Origin of the sequence: Streptomyces sp. XY006, from assembly GCF_002237655.1 — a bacterium.
GTDB classification, from domain to species: domain Bacteria; phylum Actinomycetota; class Actinomycetes; order Streptomycetales; family Streptomycetaceae; genus Streptomyces; species Streptomyces levis.
In genome coordinates this window covers 101,778-127,730 of record NZ_NOKT01000012.1, presented here as the reverse complement: position 1 = coordinate 127,730, position 25,953 = coordinate 101,778, and the positions used below count along the sequence as shown (strand labels likewise).

At 72.7% G+C, this 25,953-nt stretch carries 26 protein-coding genes and 1 pseudogene; 9 read left to right on the top strand and 18 right to left on the bottom strand.

Going from position 1 to position 25,953, the window contains the following annotated elements; translation table 11 throughout:
• Positions 1-70: 70 nt before the first annotated feature.
• The 4 genes from CHR28_RS15915 to CHR28_RS15900 all read right to left on the bottom strand — a co-directional run bounded on the left by CHR28_RS15915 (position 71) and on the right by CHR28_RS15900 (position 4,404).
• Entirely contained in the window at positions 71-1,021 is a 951-nt protein-coding gene (locus tag CHR28_RS15915; protein WP_094054293.1) for a cytochrome c oxidase assembly protein, read from the bottom strand.
• A gap of 164 nt (positions 1,022-1,185) precedes the next feature.
• Positions 1,186-2,211 (bottom strand): 6-phosphofructokinase, encoded by a 1,026-nt coding sequence (locus CHR28_RS15910; RefSeq protein ID WP_094054292.1) that lies wholly within the window; start codon positions 2,209-2,211, stop codon positions 1,186-1,188.
• Between the two features lie 202 nt (positions 2,212-2,413).
• Positions 2,414-3,142 (bottom strand): type 1 glutamine amidotransferase, encoded by a 729-nt coding sequence (locus CHR28_RS15905; RefSeq protein WP_094054291.1) that lies wholly within the window; start codon positions 3,140-3,142, stop codon positions 2,414-2,416.
• Between the two features lie 23 nt (positions 3,143-3,165).
• On the bottom strand, positions 3,166-4,404 hold the full coding sequence (locus CHR28_RS15900) for a MurT ligase domain-containing protein (protein ID WP_094054290.1): 1,239 nt from the start codon (positions 4,402-4,404) through the stop codon (positions 3,166-3,168).
• 157 nt (positions 4,405-4,561) lie between these two features.
• On the opposite strand from CHR28_RS15900, the gene def reads away from it, so the two are divergent.
• A complete protein-coding gene (gene def / locus CHR28_RS15895; protein ID WP_094054289.1) occupies positions 4,562-5,101 on the top strand; it encodes a peptide deformylase in 540 nt (179 codons plus the stop codon).
• A gap of 96 nt (positions 5,102-5,197) precedes the next feature.
• Here def and CHR28_RS15890 read toward each other — a convergent pair whose 3' ends face one another.
• Positions 5,198-5,842: a TetR family transcriptional regulator gene (locus CHR28_RS15890; protein ID WP_094054288.1), complete on the bottom strand. Its 645-nt coding sequence runs from the start codon at positions 5,840-5,842 to the stop codon at positions 5,198-5,200.
• Positions 5,843-6,015: 173 nt separating this feature from the next.
• Here CHR28_RS15890 and CHR28_RS15885 point away from each other — a divergent pair, with 173 nt between their 5' ends.
• Complete coding sequence (locus CHR28_RS15885; RefSeq protein WP_094054287.1) at positions 6,016-7,242, top strand: acyl-CoA dehydrogenase family protein; 1,227 nt, start codon at positions 6,016-6,018, stop codon at positions 7,240-7,242.
• 6 nt (positions 7,243-7,248) lie between these two features.
• Here the strand turns inward: CHR28_RS15885 and CHR28_RS15880 are convergent, their stop codons facing one another.
• The 3 genes and pseudogenes from CHR28_RS15880 to CHR28_RS15870 form a co-directional block, all read right to left on the bottom strand.
• A complete protein-coding gene (locus tag CHR28_RS15880; RefSeq protein ID WP_094054286.1) occupies positions 7,249-7,770 on the bottom strand; it encodes a cupin domain-containing protein in 522 nt (173 codons plus the stop codon).
• 7 nt (positions 7,771-7,777) lie between these two features.
• Positions 7,778-8,992 (bottom strand): cytochrome P450, encoded by a 1,215-nt coding sequence (locus CHR28_RS15875; protein WP_094054285.1) that lies wholly within the window; start codon positions 8,990-8,992, stop codon positions 7,778-7,780.
• Position 8,993: 1 nt separating this feature from the next.
• Positions 8,994-10,061: pseudogene (locus tag CHR28_RS15870) on the bottom strand (type III polyketide synthase); the annotation flags it as partial.
• A 169-nt stretch (positions 10,062-10,230) separates the two neighbouring features.
• Between CHR28_RS15870 and CHR28_RS15865 the strand changes: the two are divergent.
• A complete protein-coding gene (locus tag CHR28_RS15865; RefSeq protein WP_094054283.1) occupies positions 10,231-10,893 on the top strand; it encodes a transcriptional regulator in 663 nt (220 codons plus the stop codon).
• A 3-nt stretch (positions 10,894-10,896) separates the two neighbouring features.
• Here the strand turns inward: CHR28_RS15865 and CHR28_RS15860 are convergent, their stop codons facing one another.
• The 5 genes from CHR28_RS15860 to CHR28_RS15840 form a co-directional block, all read right to left on the bottom strand.
• Entirely contained in the window at positions 10,897-11,133 is a 237-nt protein-coding gene (locus tag CHR28_RS15860; protein WP_094054400.1) for a DUF6213 family protein, read from the bottom strand.
• Between the two features lie 25 nt (positions 11,134-11,158).
• Positions 11,159-12,544, bottom strand: a complete 1,386-nt coding sequence (locus CHR28_RS15855; protein WP_094054282.1) for an NADP-dependent succinic semialdehyde dehydrogenase — start codon at positions 12,542-12,544, stop codon at positions 11,159-11,161.
• A gap of 76 nt (positions 12,545-12,620) precedes the next feature.
• A complete protein-coding gene (locus CHR28_RS15850; RefSeq protein ID WP_094054281.1) occupies positions 12,621-13,079 on the bottom strand; it encodes an NUDIX domain-containing protein in 459 nt (152 codons plus the stop codon).
• Positions 13,076-14,614: an ATP-dependent DNA ligase gene (locus CHR28_RS15845; RefSeq protein ID WP_094054280.1), complete on the bottom strand. Its 1,539-nt coding sequence runs from the start codon at positions 14,612-14,614 to the stop codon at positions 13,076-13,078. Before CHR28_RS15845 ends, CHR28_RS15850 begins: the two co-directional genes overlap by 4 nt.
• A gap of 29 nt (positions 14,615-14,643) precedes the next feature.
• The gene (locus CHR28_RS15840; protein ID WP_094054279.1) at positions 14,644-15,573 is read right to left on the bottom strand and encodes an NAD(P)/FAD-dependent oxidoreductase; all 930 of its coding nucleotides are present in this window, start codon (positions 15,571-15,573) and stop codon (positions 14,644-14,646) included.
• A 77-nt stretch (positions 15,574-15,650) separates the two neighbouring features.
• On the opposite strand from CHR28_RS15840, the gene CHR28_RS15835 reads away from it, so the two are divergent.
• The 6 genes from CHR28_RS15835 to CHR28_RS15810 all read left to right on the top strand — a co-directional run bounded on the left by CHR28_RS15835 (position 15,651) and on the right by CHR28_RS15810 (position 20,941).
• Positions 15,651-16,223, top strand: coding sequence for a helix-turn-helix domain-containing protein (locus tag CHR28_RS15835; protein WP_094054278.1), 573 nt, complete (start codon positions 15,651-15,653; stop codon positions 16,221-16,223).
• A 118-nt stretch (positions 16,224-16,341) separates the two neighbouring features.
• Positions 16,342-17,307 carry an NADPH:quinone oxidoreductase family protein gene (locus tag CHR28_RS15830; RefSeq protein WP_094054277.1) on the top strand — a complete coding sequence of 322 codons (966 nt, stop codon included), beginning with the start codon at positions 16,342-16,344 and terminating at the stop codon, positions 17,305-17,307.
• On the top strand, positions 17,304-18,485 hold the full coding sequence (locus tag CHR28_RS15825) for an acyl-CoA dehydrogenase (RefSeq protein WP_094054276.1): 1,182 nt from the start codon (positions 17,304-17,306) through the stop codon (positions 18,483-18,485). The genes CHR28_RS15830 and CHR28_RS15825 overlap by 4 nt, the downstream gene beginning before the upstream one ends.
• Entirely contained in the window at positions 18,482-19,555 is a 1,074-nt protein-coding gene (locus CHR28_RS15820) for an acyl-CoA dehydrogenase family protein (protein WP_094054275.1), read from the top strand. Before CHR28_RS15825 ends, CHR28_RS15820 begins: the two co-directional genes overlap by 4 nt.
• A gap of 206 nt (positions 19,556-19,761) precedes the next feature.
• Positions 19,762-20,625 (top strand): phosphatidylinositol-specific phospholipase C/glycerophosphodiester phosphodiesterase family protein, encoded by an 864-nt coding sequence (locus CHR28_RS15815; RefSeq protein WP_094054274.1) that lies wholly within the window; start codon positions 19,762-19,764, stop codon positions 20,623-20,625.
• Positions 20,626-20,746: 121 nt separating this feature from the next.
• The gene (locus CHR28_RS15810) at positions 20,747-20,941 is read left to right on the top strand and encodes a hypothetical protein (protein ID WP_031114944.1); all 195 of its coding nucleotides are present in this window, start codon (positions 20,747-20,749) and stop codon (positions 20,939-20,941) included.
• A 16-nt stretch (positions 20,942-20,957) separates the two neighbouring features.
• Here the strand turns inward: CHR28_RS15810 and CHR28_RS15805 are convergent, their stop codons facing one another.
• The 5 genes from CHR28_RS15805 to CHR28_RS15785 form a co-directional block, all read right to left on the bottom strand.
• Positions 20,958-22,196: a phosphodiester glycosidase family protein gene (locus CHR28_RS15805; protein ID WP_179272460.1), complete on the bottom strand. Its 1,239-nt coding sequence runs from the start codon at positions 22,194-22,196 to the stop codon at positions 20,958-20,960.
• Positions 22,197-22,320: 124 nt separating this feature from the next.
• Positions 22,321-23,496, bottom strand: coding sequence for a bifunctional class I SAM-dependent methyltransferase/NUDIX hydrolase (locus tag CHR28_RS15800; RefSeq protein WP_094054273.1), 1,176 nt, complete (start codon positions 23,494-23,496; stop codon positions 22,321-22,323).
• Between the two features lie 3 nt (positions 23,497-23,499).
• Positions 23,500-23,895 (bottom strand): luciferase domain-containing protein, encoded by a 396-nt coding sequence (locus CHR28_RS15795; RefSeq protein WP_094054272.1) that lies wholly within the window; start codon positions 23,893-23,895, stop codon positions 23,500-23,502.
• Between the two features lie 93 nt (positions 23,896-23,988).
• Complete coding sequence (locus tag CHR28_RS15790; RefSeq protein ID WP_094054271.1) at positions 23,989-24,588, bottom strand: N-acetylmuramoyl-L-alanine amidase; 600 nt, start codon at positions 24,586-24,588, stop codon at positions 23,989-23,991.
• Between the two features lie 225 nt (positions 24,589-24,813).
• Positions 24,814-25,953 (bottom strand): ROK family protein, encoded by a 1,140-nt coding sequence (locus CHR28_RS15785; RefSeq protein ID WP_373453358.1) that lies wholly within the window; start codon positions 25,951-25,953, stop codon positions 24,814-24,816.

Genomic DNA, 25,953 nt, shown 5'->3' with positions numbered 1-25,953 from the left:
CCTCGTGGTCCGGTCCCTCCATGGTGCCCGGTGGGCGCCCGGCGCGCACGGGCCCTACACGAGCCGGTTCTCAGCGCCCCTGCGTGTTCAGCGAGGCCAGATAGGCGTTGTACGCCTCCAGCTCCTTGTCCCCGTCCCGCTCGGCGGCCCGGTCCGAGCGCCTGGCCTGCCGCTGCTCCGAGGCGTACCACTGGAACAGCAGCGCGATCAGGACCAGCACGGACGGGATCTCGCTGAACGCCCAGGCGATGCCTCCGGCAGCGTTCTGGTCGGACAGCGCCTCGATGCCGAGGGAGGCGGGCGGGTTCTCGAAGGTCGACACCATCGGCTGGGACGCCATCATCAGCGCGATGCCGAAGAACGCGTGGAACGGCATGCCCGCGAACAGCTCCAGCATCCGCATCAGATAGCCCGGCCGGTGCGGCCCCGGGTCCACGCCCATGATCGGCCAGAAGAACACCAGGCCGACGGCGAGGAAGTGCACCATCATCGCGATGTGCCCGGCCTTGGAGCCCATCAGCATGTCGAACAGCGGCGTGAAGTACAGCCCGTACAGGCTCGCGATGAACAGCGGGATCGTGAACGCCGGGTGCGTGACGATCCGCATGTACCGGCTGTGCAGAAACATCAGCAGCAGCTCACGTGGCCCCTTGCGGCCCCGCCCCGCCGTGGGCAGCGCCCGCAGCGCCAGGGTGATCGGCGCCCCGAGCAGGATCAGGATCGGCGAGACCATGCTGATCACCATGTGCTGCACCATGTGCACGCTGAACATGACCATGCCGTAGTCGTTCAGCCCGGTGCACATCATGAGCATGATGCTCAGCACGCCCAGGGTGTAGGCGACGGTCCGGCCGACGGGCCACTTGTCGCCACGCCGCACCAGCCGCACCACGCCCCAGCCGTACAGCGCCAGCCCCACCAGGCAGGCGACGAGGAAGAACGGGTCCGCCGACCATTCCAGACCTCGCCCCAGCGTGAACGGCGGCAGATCCATGGTCATGCCGTGCCCGCTGTGATCCATTCCGCCGGCTCCTGTTTCGTGGGGGTGTGCAGCAAGTTGTCCGCCCACAAGAGTAGAACCGCCCCCGGTGGCCGCTGCGACCGGGGGCGGTACGACACGTCAGGGGTGCGGGGTCCCGCGCGACCGGTCACTCAGGACCCGCATCCGGCGGAACGAGCGCGACCTCAGAGAACGGTCTCCGCCTCTTCGTACCGCTCGTCCGGCACGGTCTTCAGCGTCTCCACGGCCTCCGCCAGCGGCACCATCACAATGTCGGTCCCGCGCAGCGCGGTCATCTGTCCGAACTCGCCCCGGTGCACGGCCTCCACCGCGTGCCACCCGAACCGCGTGGCCAGCACCCGGTCGTACGCGGTGGGCGTACCGCCGCGCTGCACGTGCCCGAGGATCACCGGCCGCGCCTCCTTGCCCAGCCGCCGCTCCAGCTCGACGGAGAGCTGCCGGGCGATGCCGGCGAACCGCTCGTGCCCGTAGATGTCCTTGCCGCCCTCGTCGAACTCCATGGTCCCGGCCCGGGGCTTGGCACCCTCCGCGGCGACCACGATCGCGAAGCGCTTGCCCGCCTCGAACCGCTCGCCGACCCGCCGGGTCAGCTCCTCTATGTCGAAGGGCCGCTCGGGCACCACGATGGCGTGCGCGCCGGCCGCCATGCCGGAGTGCAGCGCGATCCAGCCGGTGTGCCGGCCCATGACCTCGACGACGAGGACCCGCTGGTGCGACTCGGCCGTGGTCTTCAGGCGGTCCAGCGCCTCGGTCGCCACCCCGACGGCCGTGTCGAAGCCGAACGTGACGTCCGTGACCGCGATGTCGTTGTCGATGGTCTTCGGCACACCCACCACGGGCAGCCCGCTGTCCGACATCAGCCGCGCGGCCTTGAGCGTGCCTTCACCGCCGATGGGGATGATCGCGTCGAGGCCGAGCTCCTCGACATGGCCCCTGGCCCGCTCCACACCGTCCCGCAGATGGGAGGGCTGGACACGGGAGGACCCGAGAATCGTGCCGCCGCGGGCGAGGATGCCGCCCACCGCGTCGAGGTCGAGCTTGAGGTAGTCGCACTCCAGGAGGCCCTTCCAGCCGTCCCGGAAGCCGATGACCTCGTCGCCGTGGTCGACGACGGCACGGTGCACGACGGACCGGATGACGGCGTTCAGGCCGGGGCAGTCGCCGCCGGACGTGAGGACACCAATGCGCATAGCCCGAGAAACCTTATCGACGTGGGCCGGGGCCGGACCACGTTGTCCGGCTGGAATCCCCGCCACCCTAGCGGCTTCGAGGGGCCGGACCGAAGCACGCGTCCGCCTGCTGGACGACCCCGCTCACCTGTGCGGATGGGCCGTCATACGGGCTGTTGACCAGCAGGTTGACGCGTGCCCCGGGCACGCTGCGGCGCTGTGCCTACGCGGGCTGCTGAGCAGCGGCGATGCGCTCGTTGCGCAGCGCCTCGTACCAGCGGTCGTCGGTCGGCGGCAGCGCGTTGACATCGAGGGCCAGCTTCAGCAGCAGGTCCGCGATCAGCGGGTTGCGCGCGAGCACCGGGCCGTGCATGTACGTGCCGAAGACCGTGTCGTTGTACGCGCCCTCCGTGCCGTCGCCCGTGCCGTTGCCGTTGCCGAAGCGCACCCGGGCGAGCGGGCGGGCGGTGGGTCCGAGGTGCGTGACGCCCTGGTGGTTCTCGAAGCCGGTCAGCGGGGGCAGGCCGAGCCGCTGGTCGACGTCGCCCAGGACGTCGCCGACGCACCGCGCGCCCTCGCCGCGCACCGAGACCACGTCCAGCAGCCCGAGGCCGGGCTCGCGCTGGCCGAGGTCGTTGATGAATTCGTGGCCGAGGATCTGGTAGCCGGCGCACACGGAGAACACGATGGCGCCGTTCTCCACGGCCCGGGTCAGCCCGCCGTCCCGGCGCAGCCGCTCGGCCGCGAGCCGCTGCGGCCGGTCCTCGCCGCCGCCGATCAGGTAGATGTCCCCGGAGGTCGGGATCGGCTGGTCGCTGCGCACGTCCAGCCGGGCCACGTCCAGGCCGCGCTGCCGCGCCCGGCGCTCCACGACGAGGACGTTGCCCTGGTCGCCGTAGGTGCTGAGCAGGTCCGGGTAGATCCAGACGATCCGCAGTTGGTTGTCGCTCACAAAAGTCCCCTGACGTCTCGTGCTCAGTTGCCGACGCGGCGGCGCAGGTCCTGGAACGCCGTGTAGTTGGCGATGACCTCGATGCGCCCCGGCGGGCACGCCGCCACGGCCTGGTCGAGGTTCTCGTAGACCTGGAAGTGCTGGTCGGCGACCTCCAGGCGCACCGCCAGGTCGAGCCGGCGGTCACCCACCACGCAGATCGGGTGGCCGGTCAGGCGCGTGTAGTCGACGTCCCACAGCCAGGAGGTGTCGGTGCCGTCGGCCGAGCGCGCGTTCACGGACAGGATGACCGGGGCGGGCGGCTGGTCGATCAGGGAGAACGTCTCCAGCCAGCCGGCCGGGTTCTTCGCGAGCAGGAGCCTGAGGTCGCGGCCCTGGAACTGCACGACGTCGTACCGTCCGGCCACCGCCTGCACCTGGTACATGCGCTCCAGCGCGACCTGCGGCGGCACTCCGAACACGGCGGCGACGGCGGCCGAGGAGGCGGCGTTGGCCTTGTTGGCGCGGCCGGGCAGCTGCAGGTGGATCGGCCAGGCCGAGCCGTGCGGGTCGAGGACGTGGTCGCCGGAGAGCGCCCAGCTCGGCGTCGGACGGCGGAAGCCGCACTCGCCGCAGAACCAGTCGTCGCCCGGGCGCTGCATCACGCCGCCGCAGGACGGGCAGGACCAGGCGTCGTCCTTCCACATCTGCCCGGCTGCGACCCAGATCACATTAGGGGAGGAGGACGCGGCCCACACCACCAGCGGGTCGTCGCAGTTGGCCACGACGACCGCCTTGGAGCCCGCGAGTCCCTCGCGCCAGTTCTCGGCGAGCATGCGGGTCTCCGCGGCGCGGTCGAGCTGGTCGCGCGAGAGGTTCAGCAGCGCGATGCACTTCGGGGCGGTGTCCCGGGCGACGCCGGCCAGGTACTTCTCGTCGACCTCGATGACGCCGTACCGGGCGTCCGAGCCGCCGGCGAGCGCCGAGGTGATGCCGGCCGGCATGTTGGCGCCGAGCGCGTTGGAGACCACCGGTCCCGCCGCGCGCAGGGCCTCGGCGATGAGCCGGGTGGTGGTGGTCTTGCCGTTGGTCGCCGAGACCAGGATCACGTCCAGGTTCTGGGCCAGCCGGGCGAGGAGGTCGGGGTCGAGTTTCAGCGCCACCCGGCCGCCGATGACCGATCCGCTGCCGCGTCCCGCCGCACGGGACGCCGCTGCGACCGCCTTGCCCGCGGTCACGGCCAGCTTGGCCCGCGGCGAGAGCGGGTCCGAGTTGCCTGCCATCAGTTCTCGATCCTCCTTGCGTACGCGCCGCGCCTGAAGCCTGACGGCCACGTGGTGTGGACCTCAGCCTATCGAGATCCATTCGCACTCCCGAACCGCGGCACCGTGGCGAACTCGTGTGGGAGGCGCGCACCGACAGGACCTTACTCTTGCGGCCATGCGACAGAGCCCCATCCCCGGCGCCCGCGGCCGCGTGAGACCCCTCACCCTGCACGGCGACCCCGTCCTGCACACGCCCTGCGCGGAGGTCACCGACTTCGGCCCCGAACTGGCCCGGCTGGTCGAGGACTTGTTCGCGACGATGTACGCCGCCCGGGGCGTGGGCCTGGCGGCCAACCAGATCGGCGAGCCGCTGCGGGTCTTCGTCTACGACTGCCCCGACGACGAGGACGTCCGCCACCTCGGCCACGTGGTCAACCCCCGCCTCGTCACGACGGACGGGGTGGTGATCCGCGGCCCCGAGGGCTGCCTGTCCCTGCCGGGCCTGGAAGCGGGCACGGAGCGCCACGACCACGCGGTGGTCGAGGGTTTCACCATGACCGGCGCACCGGTCACCCTGCACGGCACGGGCTTTTTCGCCCGCTGCCTGCAGCACGAGTGCGACCACCTGGAGGGCCGCGTCTACGCGGACCACCTCAAGGGCTGGCGCCGACGCAAGCTGATGCGCCAGGTGGCCCGGGCTTCGTGGAACGCCTGAGGGCCGTTGCCTCGGGGGCGCGGGGCCGTATCCGATATGCGGCTCCGCCGCGTGGGCGCGACCAGCCCCCACCGGCCCGCATCCGAGATCCGGCGGTCAGAACCCCGGACCGCCGATCTTGTCTCCCGCAGCGGCAAGGCGACCCCACAAGAGGTCGGCCAGACTCCGCACCAACTCCGCACGGGAACACGGCCGTTCGCCCAGCCACCAGTCCCCGGCCGCGTGCATCATGCCGACGATCCCGTGTCCCCAGACGCGAGCGAGTTGCTGTCCGCCCGGCCCCAGATCCAGCCGCTCCTCAATGACCTGCGCCAGCTCCTCGCCCATCCGCCGCAGCAGCGGCGCACTGTGCTTGCCGACGTCGAAACCCTGGTCGCCCGGCTGGCTCCCCTCCGCCGGGTGCATCAGGAACCGGTACACCTGGGGCCGCGCCTCGATCGCCGCGAGGTAGGTGTCCAGCGTCGCCTCGACCCGCTCGCGCCGGTCCGCCGGCGCGTCGAGCGCCGCCCGCAGCGAGTCCAGCAGCGCGTCCGTGTGCCGCTTGGCAAGGGCCGCGTAAAGTCCGCCCTTGTCGCCGAAGTGCCGGTAGAGGATCGGCTTGGTGATGCCGGCCTCCGCTGCGATCGCGTTCATCGAGGCCTGCGGGCCGTCGCGCAGCACCACCCGGTCGGCGGCCTCCAGCAGTTCACGCCGTCGGCGGTCGGCGGACCGTTGCTGGTCGGTCCGCTGCGTGGTGTCCATGTGCTCTCCCCACCCGTGCTGTTTCGATGACGCCTGCGCAAACTAACACTGAAGCACGCCCCGGACACCGAAAGGGTGCCGACCGGTCGGTAGGAGTTGACGCGGACTACCCACCGGTAACAGACTGGTGTTACCGCAAGTAACATGCACGTGTGCCGCTGGAGGGGACCGACATGGCCGAGTTCACCATGGAGCTCAACGACGAACAGAAGGAGGTCCGCGACTGGCTCCACGGCTTCGCCGCCGACGTGATCCGGCCCGCGGCCGCCGAATGGGACGAGCGTGAGGACACTCCCTGGCCGGTCATCCAGGAAGCGGCCAAGGTCGGCATCTACTCCCTGGACTTCTACGCCCAGCAGTACTTCGACCCCACCGGTCTCGGCATCCCCATGGCGATGGAGGAGCTGTTCTGGGGCGACGCGGGCATCGCCCTGTCCATCGTCGGCACCGGCCTCGCCGCCGTCGGCGTCCTCGCCAACGGCACCGAGGAGCAGATCGGCACCTGGATCCCGCAGATGTACGGCGACGCCAACGACGTCAAGGTCGCCGCGTTCTGCTCCTCCGAGCCCGACGCCGGCTCCGACGTGGCCTCGATGCGCACCCGCGCCGTGTACGACGAGGCCAAGGACGAGTGGGTCATCAACGGCACCAAGACCTGGGCGACCAACGGCGGCATCGCCAACGTCCACGTCGTGGTCGCGGTCGTCGACCCCGAGCTCGGCTCCAAGGGCCACGCCTCCTTCATCGTCCCGCCGGGCACGCCGGGCCTGTCCCAGGGCCAGAAGTTCAAGAAGCACGGCATCCGCGCCTCGCACACCGCCGAGGTCATCCTGGACAACGTGCGCGTCCCCGGCTCCTGCCTGCTCGGCGGCAAGGAGAAGCTCGACGAGCGGCTCGCCCGGGCCCGCGAGAAGGCCAGGCAGGGCGGGGAGCGCGTGAAGAACGCGGCCATGGCCACCTTCGAGGCCTCCCGCCCGGCCGTCGGCGCCATGGCCGTCGGCACCGCACGCGCCGCCTACGAGGTCGCCCTCGACTACGCCACCACCCGCGAGCAGTTCGGCCGGCCGATCGTCGACAACCAGGGCGTGGCGTTCCAGCTCGCGGACATGCGCACCTCCATCGACGCGGCCCGGCTCCTGGTCTGGCGCGCCTCCTGGATGGCGATCAACGGCAAGCCGTTCACGGCGGCCGAGGGCTCGATGTCCAAGCTGTTCGCCAGCGAGACCGCCAAGAAGGTCACCGCCCAGGCCATCCAGATCCTGGGCGGCAACGGCTACACCCGGGAGTACCCGGTCGAGCGCATGCACCGCGACGCGGCGATCTACACCATCTTCGAAGGCACCAGCGAGATCCAGCGCCTGGTCATCGCCCGCACCCTCGCCGGCGTGCCCATCCGCTGACGCCCGCTAACGGTGCCGCAGCGGCGTCAGCTGCTCGATGTCGTAGCGCGCCCGCAGCTCCTCGATGGCCGCGTGGTCCGGCGGGCCCCCGCCGGCGAGGATCTCCAGCAGCTCCTCGAAGTAGCGCTCGTGGTCCGGCGGCGGGCTCGCCTGGAAGAACATCTTCGCGGGCTCGTCCGTCGGGTTGGCGAACGCGTGCGGGCACCCCGGGGGCACGACGATCACCGTTCCCGGCGTCGCCCGCACCACCCGGCTGCCCGAGGTGGACTCCCACCGCTGCCAGTGGTCGCGGGTGCGCACCCGCGGCTCGAAGGCGAGCACGTCCAGCTCGCCTTCGAGGACGTAGAACAACTCCTCGCTGCGGGTGTGCACATGGGCTCCGACGTCGAATCCCGGTGGCACCACCACTTCGAAGGTGGAGGCCATGCGGGAGTGGGTGCCGGTCACCTTGAACGTCACGTGCTGGGCGGGGGCCTGCACGACCCGGCCCTGACCGGGCGGGACGAGCAGGCCCTCCGTCGCCGTCATCGCCGGCTCACCACGTGACGGGCAGGGCCTCGGGCCCGCGGATCAGCGCGCCCTTCTTGAAGGGCACGTCCCCGGCCGGCACGGCGAGCCGCAGACCGGGCACGCCGTCGAGGAGCGCGTCGACCAGGAGCTCCGACTCCAGCCGGGCCAGCATGCCGCCCGGGCAGTAGTGCGGTCCGAAGCCGAACGAGACGTGCGGGTTCGGACTGCGGGAGAAGTCGATGGTCTCCGGGTCGGGGAAGACGTCCGGGTCGCGGTTGGCCGCCAGGTACGACACGTAGATCGCGTCGCCCTGCCGGATCCGCACGCCCTCGATCTCCACGTCCTCCAGGGCGATCCGCGAGAGCCCGACCGCGTTGCGGTGGGGGATCCAGCGCAGCAGCTCGTCGATGGCCCGGGGGCGGATCTCCGGTTCCGCCCGCAGCCGTTCGGCGAGGTCGGGGCGGGTCAGCAGCACGTAGAACATCTGGCCGCTGTTGTTGGTGACCGCTTCGCCGCCGATCTGCAGCAGCACGGCGAGTCCGACCGCCTCCTCCAGGGTGACCTCGCCCCGGCCGACCGCGGCGCCGAGCAGCGAGGTCACGTCCTCGCCGGTGGCGCCCTCCCGCAGGCCGATCAGGTCGGCGAAGTAGGCGCCCATCTCCTTCTTGGCCTTCTCGCTGACCTCGGCGCCGTGCGCGGAGGACAGGATCAGCTGCGTCCAGGTGTGCATGTCGTGCCGGTCGGCGGCCGGGACGCCCATCAGCTCGCAGATCACCGCGATGGGGAACGGGGCGAGCACGGCCTCGGTGAGGTCGGCGGGCGGGCCGTCCTGCAGCATCTCGTCGACCAGCTCCGCCAGCATCCGGCGGGAGCGCTCGCGCACCCGCTCCACGCCCCGTGCCGTGAAGGCGGCCGCGACGCTGCGCCGCAGCCGGGTGTGGTCCGGCGGGTCGAGGAAGCCGACCGCGCCCCGGGACGGGATGAAGTGCGGGGCCAGCCGCGTGACCTGCCGGTCCATGACGGCCTCGCGGCCGAAGCGCGGGTCGTTGGTCACCATCCGCACGTCGTCGTAGCGGGTGACCAGCCAGGCCCAGCCCTCACCGTTGGGCAGCTTGATGCGGGTGACCGGGCCCTCGTCCATCAGTTCCCGCAGGACCGGGTCGAAGTCCGCACCGGACAGGTCCAGCGCGGGCCACTCCCGGACCGGGGGCGGCGTCTGGGTGATCGTCTCTTCGCTCATCTCACTTCGTCTCGTCCGCGCGGTGCCAGCGGCCCAGGGCCATCTCGGCGGTGATACCGGGTCCGAACCCGGCCAGCAGCCCGCGCGCCCCGTGCTCGGGGCCGCCCTCGTCGAACAGCCGGCGCAGCGCGTCCAGGACGACGGCGCTGGCGATGTTGCCGTACTCGGTGAGCGTGGCCCGGCTGAAGCGGAAGGCGTGCGGGTCGACGTGCAGGAAGGTGCTGAGGTCGTCGAGGATGCGGGGCCCACCCGCGTGGACTATGTAGAAGTCCAGGTCGGAGGCGTCCCAGCCGTGCTCGCCTGCCAGGTCCTTCAGCGCCGGCGCGAGCGGCTCCATGGTGGCCGGGACCCGCTTGTCCAGCAGGAAGTGGAAACCCGTCGCCTTGACGTCGTACATGATCCACTCTTCGGTCTTGGGGATCAGGTACGAGCCGTTGCGCTCCAGAGCGATGCCCTCGCCGCCCCGGCCGCGGACCACGGCCGCCGCGATGCCGTCGCCGAACAGACCGTTGGACAGCAGCGAGCCGACGCCGATGTCGGTGGGCTGGTAGCACAGCGAGCAGAACTCGCAGGCCACGATCAGCGCGTTGGCCTCGGGGTAGGCCGTGCAGAAGTCGTGCGCCCGGTTGATCGCCGCCCCGCCGGCCGCGCAGCCCAGCTGGGCTATCGGCAGCTGCCGGGTGGTCGGGTCGAAGCCCATCTCGTTGATCAGCCAGGCCGTGAGCGAGGGCATCATGAAGCCCGTGCACGACACGTAGATGATCAGGTCCACATCGGTGGCGAGCAGCTCCGCGTCGTCGAGCGCCCGCTGGATGACCGCGGGCACCCGCGCCTTGGCCTCGGCCTCGTAGAGCTTGTTGCGGTCCTCGAACCCCGGATGCTTCAGGGTCTCCTCGATGGGCTGCACGATGCGCCGCGTGCGCACACCGGTGTTCTCGATCAGCCGGAGGGCCAGCGGCAGTTGGGGGTGGTCGGCGTGGCGCTCACGCGCCAGCTCAAGCGTCTCCTCCATCGTGATCACGTGCTCTGGAACGGACACCGAAGGTCTGCACAAAGTCGCCATGAACCGTGCCTGCTTTCGCCTCCCGGAAGGCCCTTCGCCCCCCGGTCAGAAGGTGGTTCACCTCTAGGGTGGTACACCCACGATCACCCTTCGGCAGGCCGACTTCGCGCCGGACTACTCCGTCTCGGGGACCGCGTGCCAGGCTCGACCCGACACCCTGACGACGGAGGACGCGATGACCCACCCCGCCCGGGACCTGTTGCGCACGACCACGGCGGCCCTCGCCCCCGACCCGGAGGCCAACCCCGTGGTCCCCCGGATCGCCGCCGGCACGGCACCCCGCGCCACCCTCGCCGCGCTCGCCCTGGAACAGACCTGGGTGATCCCCGCGGACCGCTGCGCGTTCGAGCACCTGGCCGTGCGCTCCGAGGCGACCGACCCCGAGGCGGCGGCCTTCTTCACGACCCTCGCGCAGGGCGAGGCGCTGGCCGGGGAGCGGCTGGTCGCCTTCGCACGGGCCTGCGGTGCCGAGCAGGCGTCGTACGAGCCGCTCCCCGGCGCGCAGGCGTACCCCGCGTACGTGGCGTGGCTGGCCCTCAACGCCGCACCGGCGGACGCCGTCCTGGCCCTGACGGCCAACTTCTCGGCGTGGGGCGGCTACTGCGCGGCCATCGCCACCGCGCTGCGCGAGCACTACGGCCTCGGCGACGAGGCCTGCGCCTTCTTCGACTTCTTCGCGGAGCCCTCACCCGACCTGGACCGGCTGGCGGAGGGGGCGGTGCGGGCGGCCGTGGACACCGGGCGCCTCGACGAGCGGCGGGCCCGCACGTACGGCCGGCTGCTGCAGCACTACGAGGCGAGCTTCTGGTCGGCGCTCAGCGGGACGATGTCCCACTGACCGCTACGTCGCGGTCCCGCTGCTGTGCGCGATGCACGCCACGTCGATACGGTCGGCCAGCTTCGCCAGCTCGATGGTCAGCGCCGCGACCGTGTCCTCGTCCAGCCCGGACTCCCCGTCCTCCACCAGCCGGACCCACCGACCCCCCACCGTCCGCAACAGCTTGCTGACATCCGCCGCAGCCACCTGCAGGGTCCCGCGGTCGTCGACGATCAGAGGCAGAGTCACTTCGCGGTTCACAGACGGGATCGTAGCCCCGCAACACTCACGCACCATGCCAAACAGTGGTGATGTTGCAGAACTCGCGGATTCCGTGCCCGGACAGCTCACGCCCGTACCCGGACCGCTTCACCCCGCCGAACGGGAACGCCGGATGGGACGCCGTCATCCCGTTGAAGAACACGCCCCCGGCCTCCAGGTCCCGGGTGAACCGGTCCACCTCCGCCTCGTCGCGCGTCCACACGTTCGAACTCAGCCCGAAGGGAGAGTCGTTCGCCACCAGCACCGCCTCGTCCAGGTCGGCCACCCGGTACAGCGTGGCGACCGGCCCGAACGCCTCCTCGCGGTGGATCCGCATCTCGCGCGTGATGCCGGAGAGGATCGTCGGCGTGTAGTACCAGCCGGGACCCTCCGGCCGTTCACCACCGCACAGCACCCGCGCACCGCCGCGCACCGCGTCGTCGACCAGTTCCTCCAGATCGCGCAGCCCCTGCTCGCTGGAGAGCGGCCCGACCTCGGTCTCGTCGGACAGGGGGTCACCGACCTTCAGCGCCCGCATGCCCTCGGCGAAGCGCTCGGCGAACGCGTCGTGGACGTCCGCGTGCACGATGAAGCGCTTCGCGGCGATGCAGGACTGCCCGGTGTTCTGCACCCGGGCGGTCACCGCGACCTTCGCGGCCCGGTCGAGGTCGGCGGAGGGCATCACGACGAACGGGTCGCTGCCGCCCAGCTCCAGCACCGTCTTCTTGATCATCTCTCCGGCGGTGGAGGCGACCGCGCGGCCCGCGGGCTCGCTGCCGGTGAGCGTGGCCGCCTTGACCCGCTCGTCGCGCAGAATGTCGTCCACCGCGGCGGAGCCGATCAGCAGGGTCTGGAAGCAGCCCTCGGTGAAGCCCGCCCGGTGGAAGAGGTCCTCCAGATAGAGGGCGGTCTGCGGCACGTTCGAGGCGTGCTTGAGCAGGCCGACGTTCCCCGCCATCAGAGCGGGCGCCGCGAAGCGCACCACCTGCCACAGCGGGAAGTTCCACGGCATGACCGCCAGCACCGGGCCGAGCGGACGGTAGCGGACCCGGACCCGGGAGGCGCCGGAGTCCTTGACGTCGGCCTCGGAGGGTTCCTCGTCGGCGAGCAGTTCCTCGGCGTGGTCGGCGTACCAGCGCATCGCCTTGGCGCACTTCGCCGCCTCGGCCCGGGCCTGCTGGATCGGCTTGCCCATCTCGGTGGTCATCACCCGGGCGATGTCCTGCTGGTCCTCGTCGAGGAGGTCGGCGGCCCGGCGCAGCAGCCGGGCCCGCTCGGCGAAGGTCGTCGTCCGGTACGTGCGGAACGTGGCCTCCGCGAGCTGGAGCCGGCGCTCGATCTCCTCCTCGCCCATGGCCTCGTACGTCTTGAGCGTCTCGCCGTTCGCCGGGTTGACCGTTGCGATGGGCATGGCTGACCTCCCTGGGAGCGGGCTGTGTCTCGACCTTCCCGCGCGGCGGAGGGGACCGCAACGCGGGAGCGTCTCCTCAGGGCGAGTGCTCCGCCAGGCGGTCGAGAAACGCCACCTGCGCCTTGACGATCACCTCGCGGGCCCGCTCCGGCCCGAACCAGGCCACCCGGTCCAGCTCGGGGAACTCCTGGAGCCGGCCGGAGTGCGGCGGCCACTCCATCCGGAACGTGCCGGGCACGATCGCCGCCGGGTCGAGGTCCGCCTCGATCGCCCAGACGGTCACGATCTTGCCGTTGGTCTGCCGGACCTCGCCGAGGTCGATGGCCTCCCCGTCGGGCGGGGGCAGCCCCAGTTCCTCCTGGAACTCGCGGCGGGCGGCGTCCCAGGCGGGCTCGTCCGGCTCGTACTCGCCCTTGGGGACGGTCCACGCCCCGGCGTCGCGCCGCGCGAAGAACGGGCCGCCCATGTGGCCGAGCAGGACCTCGAAGCCCTGGCCGGAGGGACGGAACAGCAGCAGACCGGCGCTGCGCTTCACGGCTTGACCTCCGGGTGGGCGGCCAGCAGCGTCTCGACCGTGTCGGCGTCCTCCGGGCGCTTGTCCTCGCGGTAGCGGATCACGCGGGCGAAGCGGAGGGTGACGCCGGCCGGGTAGCGGGTGGAGCGCTGCAGCCCGTCGTAGGCGATCTCGACGACGAGTTCCGGGCGGACGGTCACCACGTGGCCGTCGTCGTCGACGGCGAGCTGCCGGAGCCGTTCGGTCTGCCAGGTGAGCATCGCGTCGGTCATGCCCTTGAAGGTCTTGCCGAGCATGGCGAGGCCGCCGTCGGCGGTGCGGGCGGCGAGGTGGAGGTTGGAGAGCTTGCCGGTGCGGCGGCCGTGGCCCCACTCGGCGGCCAGGACGACCAGGTCGAGCGTGTGGACGGGCTTGACCTTCAGCCAGGACGCGCCGCGCCGGCCCGCGCTGTAGGGGGCGTCGAGGGCCTTGGCGACGACGCCCTCGTGGCCGCGCCCGAGGGTCTCCGCGAGGAACTCCTCCGCCGTGCGCGTCTCGTCCGGCCCGGCCACCAGCGTGCGCCGCACCCGCATCGGCTCGGGGACGAGCCGGGCCAGCTCGGCGTGCCGCTCGGTGAACGGAAGATCGAGCAGGTCGCGGCCGTCCACCGACAGGACGTCGAAGAAGACGGGGGCGACCGGGACCGCGCGGGCGGCCGTCGCCACGTCCGTGCGGGAGCCGACCCGCCCGGCCGTCTCCTGGAACGAACGGGGCCGCCCCTGCGCGTCGAAGGAGATCACCTCGCCGTCCAGGATGAACCGCTCGCCCCGCAACTCCAGCGCCGCGGCCGTCACTTCGGGCAGCCGGTCGGTGATGTCGTCGAGGGTGCGGGTGTACAGCCGCACCCTGTCGCCGTCGCGGTGCACCTGGACGCGGATGCCGTCCAGCTTCTCCTCCACGGCGCAGGCGCCGAGCTTGTCCACCGCCTCCGCCACCGAGGAGGCGCTGTGCGCCAGCATCGGCAGCACCGGGCGGCCGACGGTGAGGCGGAACCGTTCGAGGGAAGCCGGGCCGTCCGTCAGCAGGGCCTCGGCGACGGCCTGGAGGGAACCGGCGAGCATCACGGCCCGCCGTACGTCCGCGCTCGGCGCCCCGGTGGCCTGGGCCAGGCCCTCGACCGCGACCGCGTCCAGCGCGCCCTGCCGGACCTCCCCGGTGAGCAGCCCGAGCAGGAACCGCTGCTCGTCCGCGGTGGCCGCGCCCATCAACTCACCGACCAGCCGGGTGCGTTCCGCCTGGGAGCCCGGGCCGGACACCTTGGCGAGCTCCGACAGCCGGGCGTCGACGTCCCGCACGGTCAGGCTCGGCTCCGCGGCCGGGCCGACCGGGCGGCTCAGCACCTTCCAGCCCACGCCGATCCGGCCCTGCGGCAGCCGCCCGGCCAGATAGGGGATGACGATCGGCACGTCCTCCGCCTCGGCGTCCCGGAAGAGCTCCGCGAGCAGAGCCGTCTTCCGGGACCGCGCCGAGGTGGCGGCGACCTCCTGGGACACGCGGGCCAGCCGGTGCAGCAGCATGCAGTCATGGTGCACCGCGGGCGGTGCCTCTACACCTGGGCGGCCGCGTCCAGGTCCGTCATCAGCAGGTCCCCGACGATCGCGGACGCGGCCCGGTAGCCGCCGCTCGCCGCGTGCACGACCTGCTCGGCGAAGCCGATCGCGTTGCCCGCGGCCCACACGCCCGGCACGGTCGTCAGGCCGGTCGCGTCGACCACCGGGTACGCGCCGAACGGCGTCTCGTGCAGTTCGGCGCCCAGCCGCTCCAGCAGGCCGGTCTGCGGCACCGGCCGCGGGGCGGTGAACAGCACCGGGCGGGCGTGCGTCGTGCCGTCCGCCAGCCGGACCCCGGTGAGCCGGTCGTCCTCGACCACCAGTTCCGCGACCTCCCCGGGCACCACGTCCACCCGGGCCGCGGCGAGCCGGCGCAGATCCTCGTCGGACAGCTCCGCCTCGGCCACCGTGTGCAGGAACAGCCGCACGTCCTTAGACCACTGCGACACCATCAGCGCCTGGTGCACGCTCGCCGGGCTGGTCGCGAGCACCCCGAACGGCTGGTCGCGCACCTCCCAGCCGTGGCAGAACGGGCAGTGCAGCACGTCCCGGCCGAACCGCTCGGCGACTCCGGGCACCGCGGGCAGCTCGTCCTTCAGCCCGGTCGCGACGACGAGCCGCCGGGCCCGCACGGTCCGGCCGCCGGCCAGCACCACGGCGAAGTCCTCACCGCGCTCGACGTCCACCACCCGGTCCCGCACGAGCTCGACGCCGTAGCGCGCGACCTCCTCCCGGCCGATCGCCAGGAACTCGGCGGGCGGCATGCCGTCCCGCGTCAGGTAGCCCTGCATGTGCGCGGCGGGCGCGTTGCGCGGCTCGCCCGCGTCGACGACCAGCGTGCGGTGCCGGGCCCGCCCCAGCACCAGCGCCGCGGACAGGCCCGCCGCGCCCCCGCCGACGACGACCACTGCGTACTTCTCGGTCATGTGACCACCTCCGTACCCCGAGCGTCGCCCGGCGGTACGGGATTGACAAACGCGTTTGCCGAATCTGCAATACGACCATGACCACGGACGAGGTACTCGCGGGCGTCGGCCCCCGGCTGCGGCAGATGCGCAAGGACCGGGAGGTGACCCTGGCGGCGCTCTCCGAAGCCACCGGCATCTCCGTCAGCACCCTCTCGCGGCTGGAGTCCGGCTTGCGCAAACCCAGTCTGGAGCTGCTGCTGCCGATCGCGCGCGCCCACCAGGTGGCGCTCGACGACCTGGTCGGGGCGCCGCCGGCCGGCGATCCCCGGGTGCGCGCCAAACCGATCGAGATGTACGGCCGCACCCACTGGCCCCTCACCCGCCAGCCCGGCGGCCTCCAGGCCTACAAGGTGCTCGAGCCCCGGCGCAGGCTGGAGCCGGAACCGCGCACGCACGAGGGCTACGAGTGGCTGTACGTACTGTCCGGGAAGCTGCGGCTGGTGCTGGGCGAGCACGACGTGGTGCTCACGGCCGGGGAGGCCGCCGAGTTCGACACCCGGGTGCCGCACTGGTTCGGGTCGACGGGGGAGGGGCCCGTGGAATTCCTCAGCCTGTTCGGGCCGCAGGGGGAGCGGATGCACGTGCGGGCGCGGCCGAAGCGGTCGTGACGCACGCGATACAAGACGGCCGGACTCTTCTCCCGGAGACTGTTCCCTGATCGGCAAGCGACCGCTTAGTATGCGAACGACCCCGGTCAGACGAAGCAGTCCCCCGTGGAGGCACCGCATGCAGGCATGGCACGTGCACGAGAACGGCGAGCCGAGCGAGGTGATGCGCCTCGAAGAGGCGGAGCCGCCCACGCCCGGCGAGGGCCAGGTCCTGCTGAAGGTGCGCGCCGCGAACATCAACTTCCCGGACGCCCTGCTGTGCCGCGGCCAGTACCAGGTCAGGCCGCCGCTGCCGTTCACGCCGGGCGTGGAGATCTGCGGCGAGACCGAGGACGGACGCCGCGTGATCGCCAACCCGGCGCTGCCCCACGGCGGCTTCGCCGAGTACGCCGTCGCCGACTCCGCCGCCCTGCTGCCCGCCCCCGACGCCCTCGACGACGCCGAGGCCGCGGCGCTGCACATCGGCTACCAGACCGGCTGGTTCGGCCTGCACCGCCGGGCCGCCCTGCAGGCCGGGGAGACCCTGCTCGTCCACGCTGCCGCAGGAGGGGTCGGCAGCGCGGCCGTGCAGCTCGGGAAGGCCGCCGGCGCCACCGTCATCGGTGTCGTCGGCGGCTCCGGGAAGGCGGCCGTCGCCAAGGACCTGGGCTGCGACGTGGTCATCGACCGCCGCAGCCAGGACGTCGTCGCCGCCGTCAAGGAGGCCACCGGCGGCAAGGGCGCCGACGTGATCTACGACCCGGTCGGCGGCGAGGCCTACACCCAGTCCGCCAAGACCGTCGCCTTCGAGGGCCGGATCATCGTCGTCGGCTTCGCCGGCGGCACCATCCCCAGCCCCGCCCTCAACCACGCCCTGGTGAAGAACTACTCGATCCTCGGCCTGCACTGGGGCCTGTACAACACCAAGGACCCGAAACTGGTCCGGCGCTGCCACGAGGAACTCACCGAACTGGCCGCCCGGGGCGCCATCAAGCCGCTGGTCAGCGAGCGCGTGCCGCTCGGCGAGGCGGCCGCCGCCGTGCAGCGGGTCGCGGACGGTCTGACCACCGGCCGGATCGCCGTCGTCCTGGAGGAGTCAGCATGACCACCGCCGAAGAACTGCGCGGCAAGACACGGGAGTTGCTGGCCGCCCACCCGCCGGCCTCCACCGACCGCCTGGACTTCCTGCGGGCCCGCTTCGACGCCGGACTCGCCTGGGTGCACTACCCGCAGGGCCTCGGCGGACTGGGCGCGCCCCGCTCGCTGCAGGCCGTCGTGGACGCCGAGCTGGAAGCCGCCGGAGCGCCCGACAACGACCCCCGGCGCATCGGCATCGGCCTCGGCATGGCCGCGCCGACCATCCTCCAGTACGGCACCGAGGAGCAGAAGCGGCGCTACCTGAGGCCGTTGTGGACCGGGGAGGAGGTCTGGTGCCAGCTGTTCAGCGAGCCGGGCGCCGGCTCCGACCTGGCCGCGCTCGGCACCCGGGCCGTGCGGGAGGGCGACGACTGGGTGGTCAACGGGCAGAAGGTGTGGACGTCGAGCGCGCACGTCGCCCGCTGGGCCATCCTCATCGCCCGCACCGACCCGGACGTGCCCAAGCACCGCGGCATCACGTACTTCGTCTGCGACATGACCGACCCGGGCGTCGAGGTGCGCCCGCTGCGGCAGATCACCGGTGAGGCCGAGTTCAACGAGGTGTTCCTCACCGACGTCCGCATCCCCGACTCCCGGCGCCTCGGCGCGGTCGGTGACGGCTGGAAGGTCGCCCAGACCACGCTGAACAACGAGCGCGTGGCCATCGGCGGCATGCGGCTGCCCCGCGAGGGCGGCATGATCGGCCCCGTCTCGAAGACCTGGCGCGAGCGTCCCGAGCTGCGCACCCACGACCTGCACCAGCGGCTGCTCAAGCTCTGGGTGGAGTCCGAGGTCTCCCGCCTCACCGCCGAGCGGCTGCGCCAGCAGCTCGTCGCGGGCCAGCCCGGCCCCGAGGGCGCCGGCATGAAGCTGGCCTTCGCCCGCCTCAACCAGGAGATCAGCGGCCTGGAGGTGGAACTCCTCGGCGAGGAGGGCCTGTTGTACGACGACTGGACCATGCGGCGCCCCGAGCTGGTCGACTTCACCGGCCGCGAGGCCGGCTACCGCTACCTGCGCTCCAAGGGCAACAGCATCGAGGGCGGGACCAGCGAGGTCCTGCTCAACATCGTCGCCGAGCGCGTCCTCGGCCTGCCCCCCGAGCCGCGCACCGACAAGGACGTCGCCTGGAAGGACCTCGCCCGATGAGCGACCTGCTGTACGCGGAAGAGGAGGAGGCGCTGCGCGCCGCCGTCCGCGACCTGCTCACCGACCACTGCGACGCGCCCGGCGTCATCGCCCGCACCGAGTCGGACACCCCGCACCACCGGGCCCTGTGGAAGGCCCTCACCGACGGCATGGGCCTCGCCGGACTGCTGGTGCCCGAGAAACTCGACGGCCAGGGCGCCACCCACCGTGAAGCCGCCGTGGTACTGGAGGAACTGGGCCGCGCGGTCGCGCCCGTGCCGTATCTGACGAGCGCGGTCGTCGCCACCGAGGCGCTGCTGGCCTGCGGCGCCGACGACCTGCTGCGCGAGCTGGCGACCGGGACGACGATCGGCGCCCTCGCGGTCGCCCTCCACGTCGCGCCGGGCACCGCCCTCCGCACCGTCCGGCACGAGGACGGCCTGCTGCACGGCGAACTGACCGGCATCGCCGACGCCGCCGCCGCGGACGTCCTGCTGGTGCCGGCCGACGACGGCGGCCTGTACGCGGTCGACGCCGCCGCCGCGACCGTCACCCCGCAGACCTCCCTGGACCTGACCCGGCCCCTCGCCACCGTCACCTTCGACGGAGCCCCGGGCAGGCTGCTGGGCGACGCCGAACCCGCCGTCCGGCGCGCCCTGCGCACCGGAGCCGGACTGCTCGCCTCCGAACAACTCGGCCTCGCGGAATGGACGCTGACCGAGACCGTCCGCTACCTGAAGGACCGCAAGCAGTTCAACCGGCCCGTCGGCGGCTTCCAGTCGCTCAAGCACCGGCTCGCCCAGCTCTGGCTGGAGGTCGTCAACCTCCGCGCCGCCGCCCGCAACGCGGCCGACGCCCTGACGACCGGCGAGGACGTCGACGTGGCGGTCACCGTCGCCCAGGCCTACGCGGCACCCGTCGCGGTCCACGCCGCCGAGGAGGCCCTGCAACTGCACGCCGGCATCGGCATGACCTGGGAACACCCGGTCCACCTGTACCTGAAGCGGGCGAAGGCCGACTCGATCGCCTACGGCACCGCGGGCGCCCACCGGGAGGCGCTGGCCCACCTGGTGGACCTCCAGGCCCCCTGACGTACACCCGGCGGACACCCGGACACATCCGGCCGGCCCGCGCGCAAAGCCCGCCCCACCCGGGGCGGGCTTTTCCGTGCGCCCTGCGCCCGTGAAGTGAACGCGCGGCGGCGACCCGGCCAACTCCGCTCCCAGGCCTGCCTCTTGGAGCCGTCCCCACCCCATACTCGCAGGGTTCCCGTACGGCACCTCCAGGGAGGCAGAGCATGGCCCTCACCACCCGTCGCAGAGCCCTCACCACCCTCGGCGCGGCCCTCGCGGGCCCGATCGCCCTTCCCGCGGCCCCCGCTTCGGCCGGTGAACGAGGCCACCGGCCCCGCCCGTTGTGGCGCGCCCACGCCCACAACGACTACGAGCACCCGCGCCCGCTGTTCGACGCCCTCGACCACCGCTTCGGCAGCGTCGAGGCCGACATCCACCTCGTCGGCGACCAACTCCTCGTCGCCCACGACCCGGAGGACCTCGACCCCTCCCGCACCCTGGAGTCCCTCTACCTCGACCCGCTCGCCGCCCGCGTCCGGGCCCACCACGGCCGGGTGTACCGGGGGCACCGCGGATCGCTGCAACTGCTGATCGACATCAAGACCGAGGGCTCGTCGACCTACCGGGAACTCGACCGCCACCTCCGGCGCTACCGGCACCTGTTCACCACCTACGCCCACGGCCGCGTCCACCGCGGCCCGGTCACCGCCGTCATCTCCGGCGACCGCGCCGCCCGCGTCCCGATGGAGGCCCAGACCGTCCGCCGCGCCTTCTACGACGGCCGCCTCGCCGACCTCGGCGGCCAGGCCCCGGCCTCCTTCATCCCGCTGATCAGCGACAACTGGACGCTCAACTTCACCTGGCGGGGCGTGGGCGCGTTCCCCGAGGCCGAACGGCAGAAGCTGCGGAACATCGTCGGCGCCGCCCACCGGCAGGGCCGGCGAGTGCGCTTCTGGGGGACCCCGGACCTGCCCGGACCCGCCCGCGACGCACTCTGGGGCGAACTGCTCGCCGCCGACGTCGACCACCTCAACACCGACGACCTCGCCGGCCTCGAGGCGTTCCTCGACGCCCGCCGGACGGCGTAGACACGGGCCGAACACCACACGTTCGGCGGACAGGTCAGCCGCCCGGACGAACCCTCCGCTACGCCACACTTACGGCCGAACGCCGTGAACCGGACAAGGCGGCGTGGCGGAGGAGTCGACGATGGCCATTTCCATCTCTGTGGTGCTGCTGCTCGTGATCCTGGCGGTGATCTTCCTGCGCAACGGCGGGCTGAAGGTCTCCCATGCGCTGGTCTGCCTGCTGCTCGGCTTCTACCTGGCGAGCACCAGCATCGCTCCCACCATCCACAGCGGCCTCACGGCAACGGCGGACATCGTCAGCAGCCTGCGGCCCTGACTCGGGCTCACGGCGCTCACGGCGCTGAGAACACGCCGATTCCGTTGGGGACGGCTCGTTCGGCGCCCCCGCTGGGGTGGTTGCGGACCGTGACCGCGCTCGCGCCGGGCTTCCGGGCGACCAGCGTCGACGAGCCGCCGCCGTCCAGGCTGAACGCGTCGGCCGCGCCCAGTTTCCGCATGGTGTCCGCCACTTCCGCGATGGTCAGGCCGCTGCGGTAGGCGGCTGCGCCGTCCAGGGCGAGCAGCAGCACGCGCCGCCCGCCGTCGGCGATCCCCACGGCCGTGCGGACGGCCGACGTCGTGTCGTCCAGCCCCGACAGCGGCTGCCCGCCCGCGAGGACCGGGTAGCCGCCCAGCGCGAGCCGGTACGCGGCGCCGTCCGTGGCCGCCACGAGACGGTGCTCGACCTCCACCGCCGCACCCGCGGACAGCTTGCGCAACTGCTGGGCGCCCGCCTCCCGGCCGACCAGCACCGTCGTCCCGTCGGCGATGGCGCCGCTGCCCGGGGTGTCGGCGGCCGAGACGACCTTGCCGTCACGGACCGTCACCTCGTACGTGTCGGTGCTGCACGGCGCGCCCCGGTCCGTGTCCGTACCGCAGGTGGCGCGTACCCGGGAGACACTGCCCCACTCGGACGTGAACGCCCCGACCGAACCCACCGGCAGCGCGTACTGGTTGAGTCCCCCCAGCGGCAACTGCCCCTCGGCCGTGCGGACCGAGCCGTCCAGGGCCAGCCTGTCCAGCCGCGCCACACTGTCGGTGCCGACGCCGAACACGTCCTGCGTGGTCGTGCCCGGAGGCAGCGCCGGCCCGAAACGCTGCCCCTTGGGCACCGCCGCCTTGAGCGTCCGCCCGGCCGCGATCGCCGGACCCACGCTCGCCCCCGTCACCTCCACACCCGGGTGCTGCGTCTCGCTGATGTTGAAGAAGTCGCCGTTGACACCGGCGACCGCCCCCTGCGCATCGGCCATCCGCGAGACCTGCGCCCGGGAGGCCACCGCCCCCGGATACAGCAGATCCACCTTCACCTGCGGATTGCCCAGGTCGACCCGCACCAGGTGCGCACGCGTCACCCCCTTCGCCGCCTTGATGTCGAACTGCTCGTACGTGACGCCCGGCGCGATCCGCACGCCCTTCTGCACGGCGCCGGCCGGGGCCGCCCCCGCCAGGCCCGCACCGGCCAGCGCGGCGAACGCCGTGAGCAGCGCCAGCACCGCCCGTCCCGCTCCGTGTCTGTGACGACCGGTCACCATGCCCCCTGATGTCTCGTCAGATGTCCCGACACTCAGGGGCAGTGCACCAGACCGCACGGGCCACCGGGGTGGCCGAGCGCCGACAACGCGGGAACGGCTGAAAAAACGCACTCCTCCGGGTGCGTCAGCGGTTGCCCGTTCCGGTGCCGTACGGCGTGAAACGCGCTGGGGCGTGGTCGATCGGCAGCGCGGGGCGCCAGGCCGTGAGGGCCTGTGCGCTGCACACGAAGAGCTGCTCCGGCAGCCGGTCCGGCGCGAACCAGCGCCAGCGGCCCACACTCTCCCCGGGCTGGTCCGACGGCTCACCCCGCCAGGCCGTGACCCGGGCGGCCACGGTCACCCGCACGACCCCGCCCGCGTCGTCCAGGAGCGTCCCGAGCAGCCGGACGTCCTCCGGCCTCGCGGCGAGGCCGGTCTCCTCGCCGAGCTCGCGCACGACCGCCTCCTGCAAGGACTCCCCGGGCTCCACCGTCCCGCCGGGCAGCTCCCACGTCCCGTGCCGGTGCCGCCCGAGCAGCACGCCGCGCGGCCCGTGCAGGATGGCACCCACCCCGAGCGCCGCGTGCGCCACCGGCGGCTTGTCCGTACGCGGCCTGGAGGAGACCCGGACCGGCCGTGTCACCCGGAACAGCCGGTAGGAGGCCCGGTTGCCCGGCTCGGGCGCGTCCAGCACGTCGACGTGCTCCACGCGCAGCCCGTACTCGGTGAGCAGGGCCGTCCACACGTCGGTCGTGAGGACCCACATGTGCACCGTGAGCTCTCCGCCGCCGGCCAGCCGCAGGATCTCGGGCCGGGCCGCCACCCGGTCCGACGGCCCGTCACCCCGTGAGTTGGTGTGCAGCACCGTGAAGCAGAGCCTGCCGCCCGGCTTGACCGCCCCGGCCAGGGCGGGCAGCAGCCGGTGCGGGTCGATGTACGGGACGGCGTTGACCGAGTAGACGACGTCGTACGGCTCCGACGCGCGCAGGTGCTCCACCGCGTCGGCCAGGACCAGCCGCAGCCCGGGCAGGGAGCCGTACCGGGCGCGGGCCCGCTCGTACTGACCCGCCGAGGCGTCGACCGCGTCCACCAGCGCGCCATGAGCCCGGACCAGATGAGCGGCGTGCCGGGCCGGACCGCAGCCGAGGTCCAGCACCCGCCGCCCGGCGAGCTCCCCGAGCACCTCGACCCCCGGCCCCCCGCCCTCGAAGCCCCAGTCGACGCGCGCCGCTTCGGGCAGGACCGTGCCACGCCGCAGGTGGTGGGTGCCGTAGGCCTGCCAGGCCTCGACGTTGGCGGCCTCGGGTCGTCCGGTCGCCAACGCTCAGCCGCCCGCCACCGCGTCGCGCGGCAGCACGGTGACCCGGTGGAAGTTGCAGCCGGTCGGCCCGGCCTCGCCGGCGGACGGCCGGGTCTGGTGGGTCTTGAGGGCGATGCTCACCAGCGTGAGCAGCAGGTCGACGTCCGCCTCGCAGTCCAGGTGGACCGTCAGCCAGCACGAACCCGGAACCAGGTGGATCGCGCTCGACCCGGACAGGTCGTAGTGGAAGCGCTGAATGGCCTGGCGGGTGAGGTGGAGGTCCACGTCCCGGTTCGAGTGGAAGTGGACGATCTCGTCGCGGACGGAACGGAGTGCCCGTCCGGTGCCGCAACTCGCCGGGCCCGCTGTCAGGTCGGGCCAGGCCTGCAGACGCTCCAGGGCGTGCTGGGCCAGAGTCATGTGCCCATCGTCGCCTGCTTACCGCGCCGCAACCAGTGGTTGAGTGATTTGTAACCGGGACGTGAGCCGTCGGCGGGGACACCGGCCCGGTCCTCAGGCCGACTTGACGAGTCTGAGGTAGCGCTTCCAGTCCCAGTGCCGGCCCGGATCGGTGTGGTCGCTGCCCGGCACCTCGTGGTGGCCGATGATGTGCGCGCGGTTGCGGGGGATGCCGTACCGCGCGCAGATCGCCGCCGTGAGCCGGGTCGACCGCTCGTACATGGCGTCGGTGAAGTACCGGGGCCGGTCCACCCAGCCTTCGTGCTCGATGCCGATGCTGCGGGTGTTGTAGTCCCAGTTCCCCGCGTGCCAGGCGATGTCGGTCTCGCGTACGCACTGCGCCACGTGCCCGTCGGAGGCGCGCACCACATAGTGGGCGGACACCTTCTTCCCCGGGTCGCGGAAGACCGACAGGGTGCCGGCATACGTCGTCTGCGCGACGTGGATGACCACGTAGTGCAGCGGGTGGGCCCTGGGGCGGTTCGAGGGCGTGTAGTTGGCGCGGCTCGCCGGATGCCATGCCGCTCCGGGGTGGTCGACGGCCTGGGACCGGGCCACGGCGCGTGTGCCGGCGAACAGGGCGGAGGGGACGGCGGTGAGGGCGGCTCCGACGAGGAGGCCGCGCCTGCTGGGGGAGGGAGTGGTCCGGTCCATGGGTGTGCCTTCCGGGATCGACGGGCGGGGGTGTCGTGCTCGACTGCGCGGAGCAGGCGGCCGGTGTGGTCGCGGCCCGCGTCGATCAAGTTACGGCGCCCGCAGGGCGGTCCGGGGGACGCACTGCGTTTTCGTGGAAGGACAGGGGATTGTGGACAACTCGCTCACCCGGTCGGGTGATTGCGGCGTCTTGACCGCGTACGCCGTGGTGGGCCCGGCCGGTCTTCAGGCCCGCTGCGCGGCCGCCGCCGGATCGTCCAGCACCGCTCGCACGACCGAGTGCGCCGCGCCGAGCAGCGGTCCCTGAGGGCCAAGCCGGGACACCGACACGGGACAGGCCGGGCCGGCGGTGCGCCGGGCCAGCTCGTCCCGCAGCGCGGGCAGCAGCCAGGGCGCGAGCCCGGACAGCTCCCCGCCCAGCACCACGCTCTCGGGATCGAGCAGATTGACCGCGCCGGTCAGGGCGATGCCGAGCGCGGTGCCCGCGTCGCTCAGGGCCCGGCGGACGTCCGCGTCGCCCTCGGCCGCGCGTCCCGCGAGCAACCCGACCCGGTCCTCGTCCGGTTCGAGACCGGCCGCGCGCAGCACCGCCTCCTCACCGGCGTACTGCTCCAGGCACCCGCGCCCCCCGCAGGCGCACTCCGGGCCGTCGGGCCGGACCGGCACATGCCCCAACTCGCCCGCGAATCCGCGCGTTCCGCGCAGCAGCCCGCCGTCCACGACGACCGCCGCGCCGATACCGATCTCCGCCGACACGTGCAGGAAGTCGCGCGGGGTGCCCTCGCCGAGCCACAGCTCCGCCAGGGCGCCGAAGTTGGCCTCGTTGTCCACGGTCAGCGGGAGGTCCGCCGGCAACAGCGGGCCCAGGTCCGTGTCGTGCCAGCCCAGGTTCGGGGCGCGGACCACGGTCCGGGCGTCGCGCCCCACCAGACCCGGTACGGCCACCGCGAGCCCGGCGGGCCACAGTCCCTCACCCTCCGCCTCGGCGACGACCCGGTGGATCAGCTCGGTGAGTTCGGCGAGCACCGGTTCGGGGGAGCGGCCGCGGTTCGCGCCCTGGCGTATCGCCCGGGACCGGGTCGCGCCGCGCAGGTCGACGGCACAGACCGCGAGGTGGTCCACGCCGACCTCCGCGCCGATCCCGGCCGGACCGCGACCGCTGACCGCGAGCGCGGAGCCGGGGCGGCCCACCCGGCCGGGCCGCTCGGGCCCGAGCTCCTCCAGCAGCCCCGAGCGGATCAGTTCGTCGACGAGCGTGGACACCGCGGCCCGGGTCAGACCGATCCGCGAGGCCACGGCGGCCCGGGAGAGCGGCCCCTCGGCACGCACGGTGTGCAGTACGCGGGCGAGATTGCGCCGACGCAT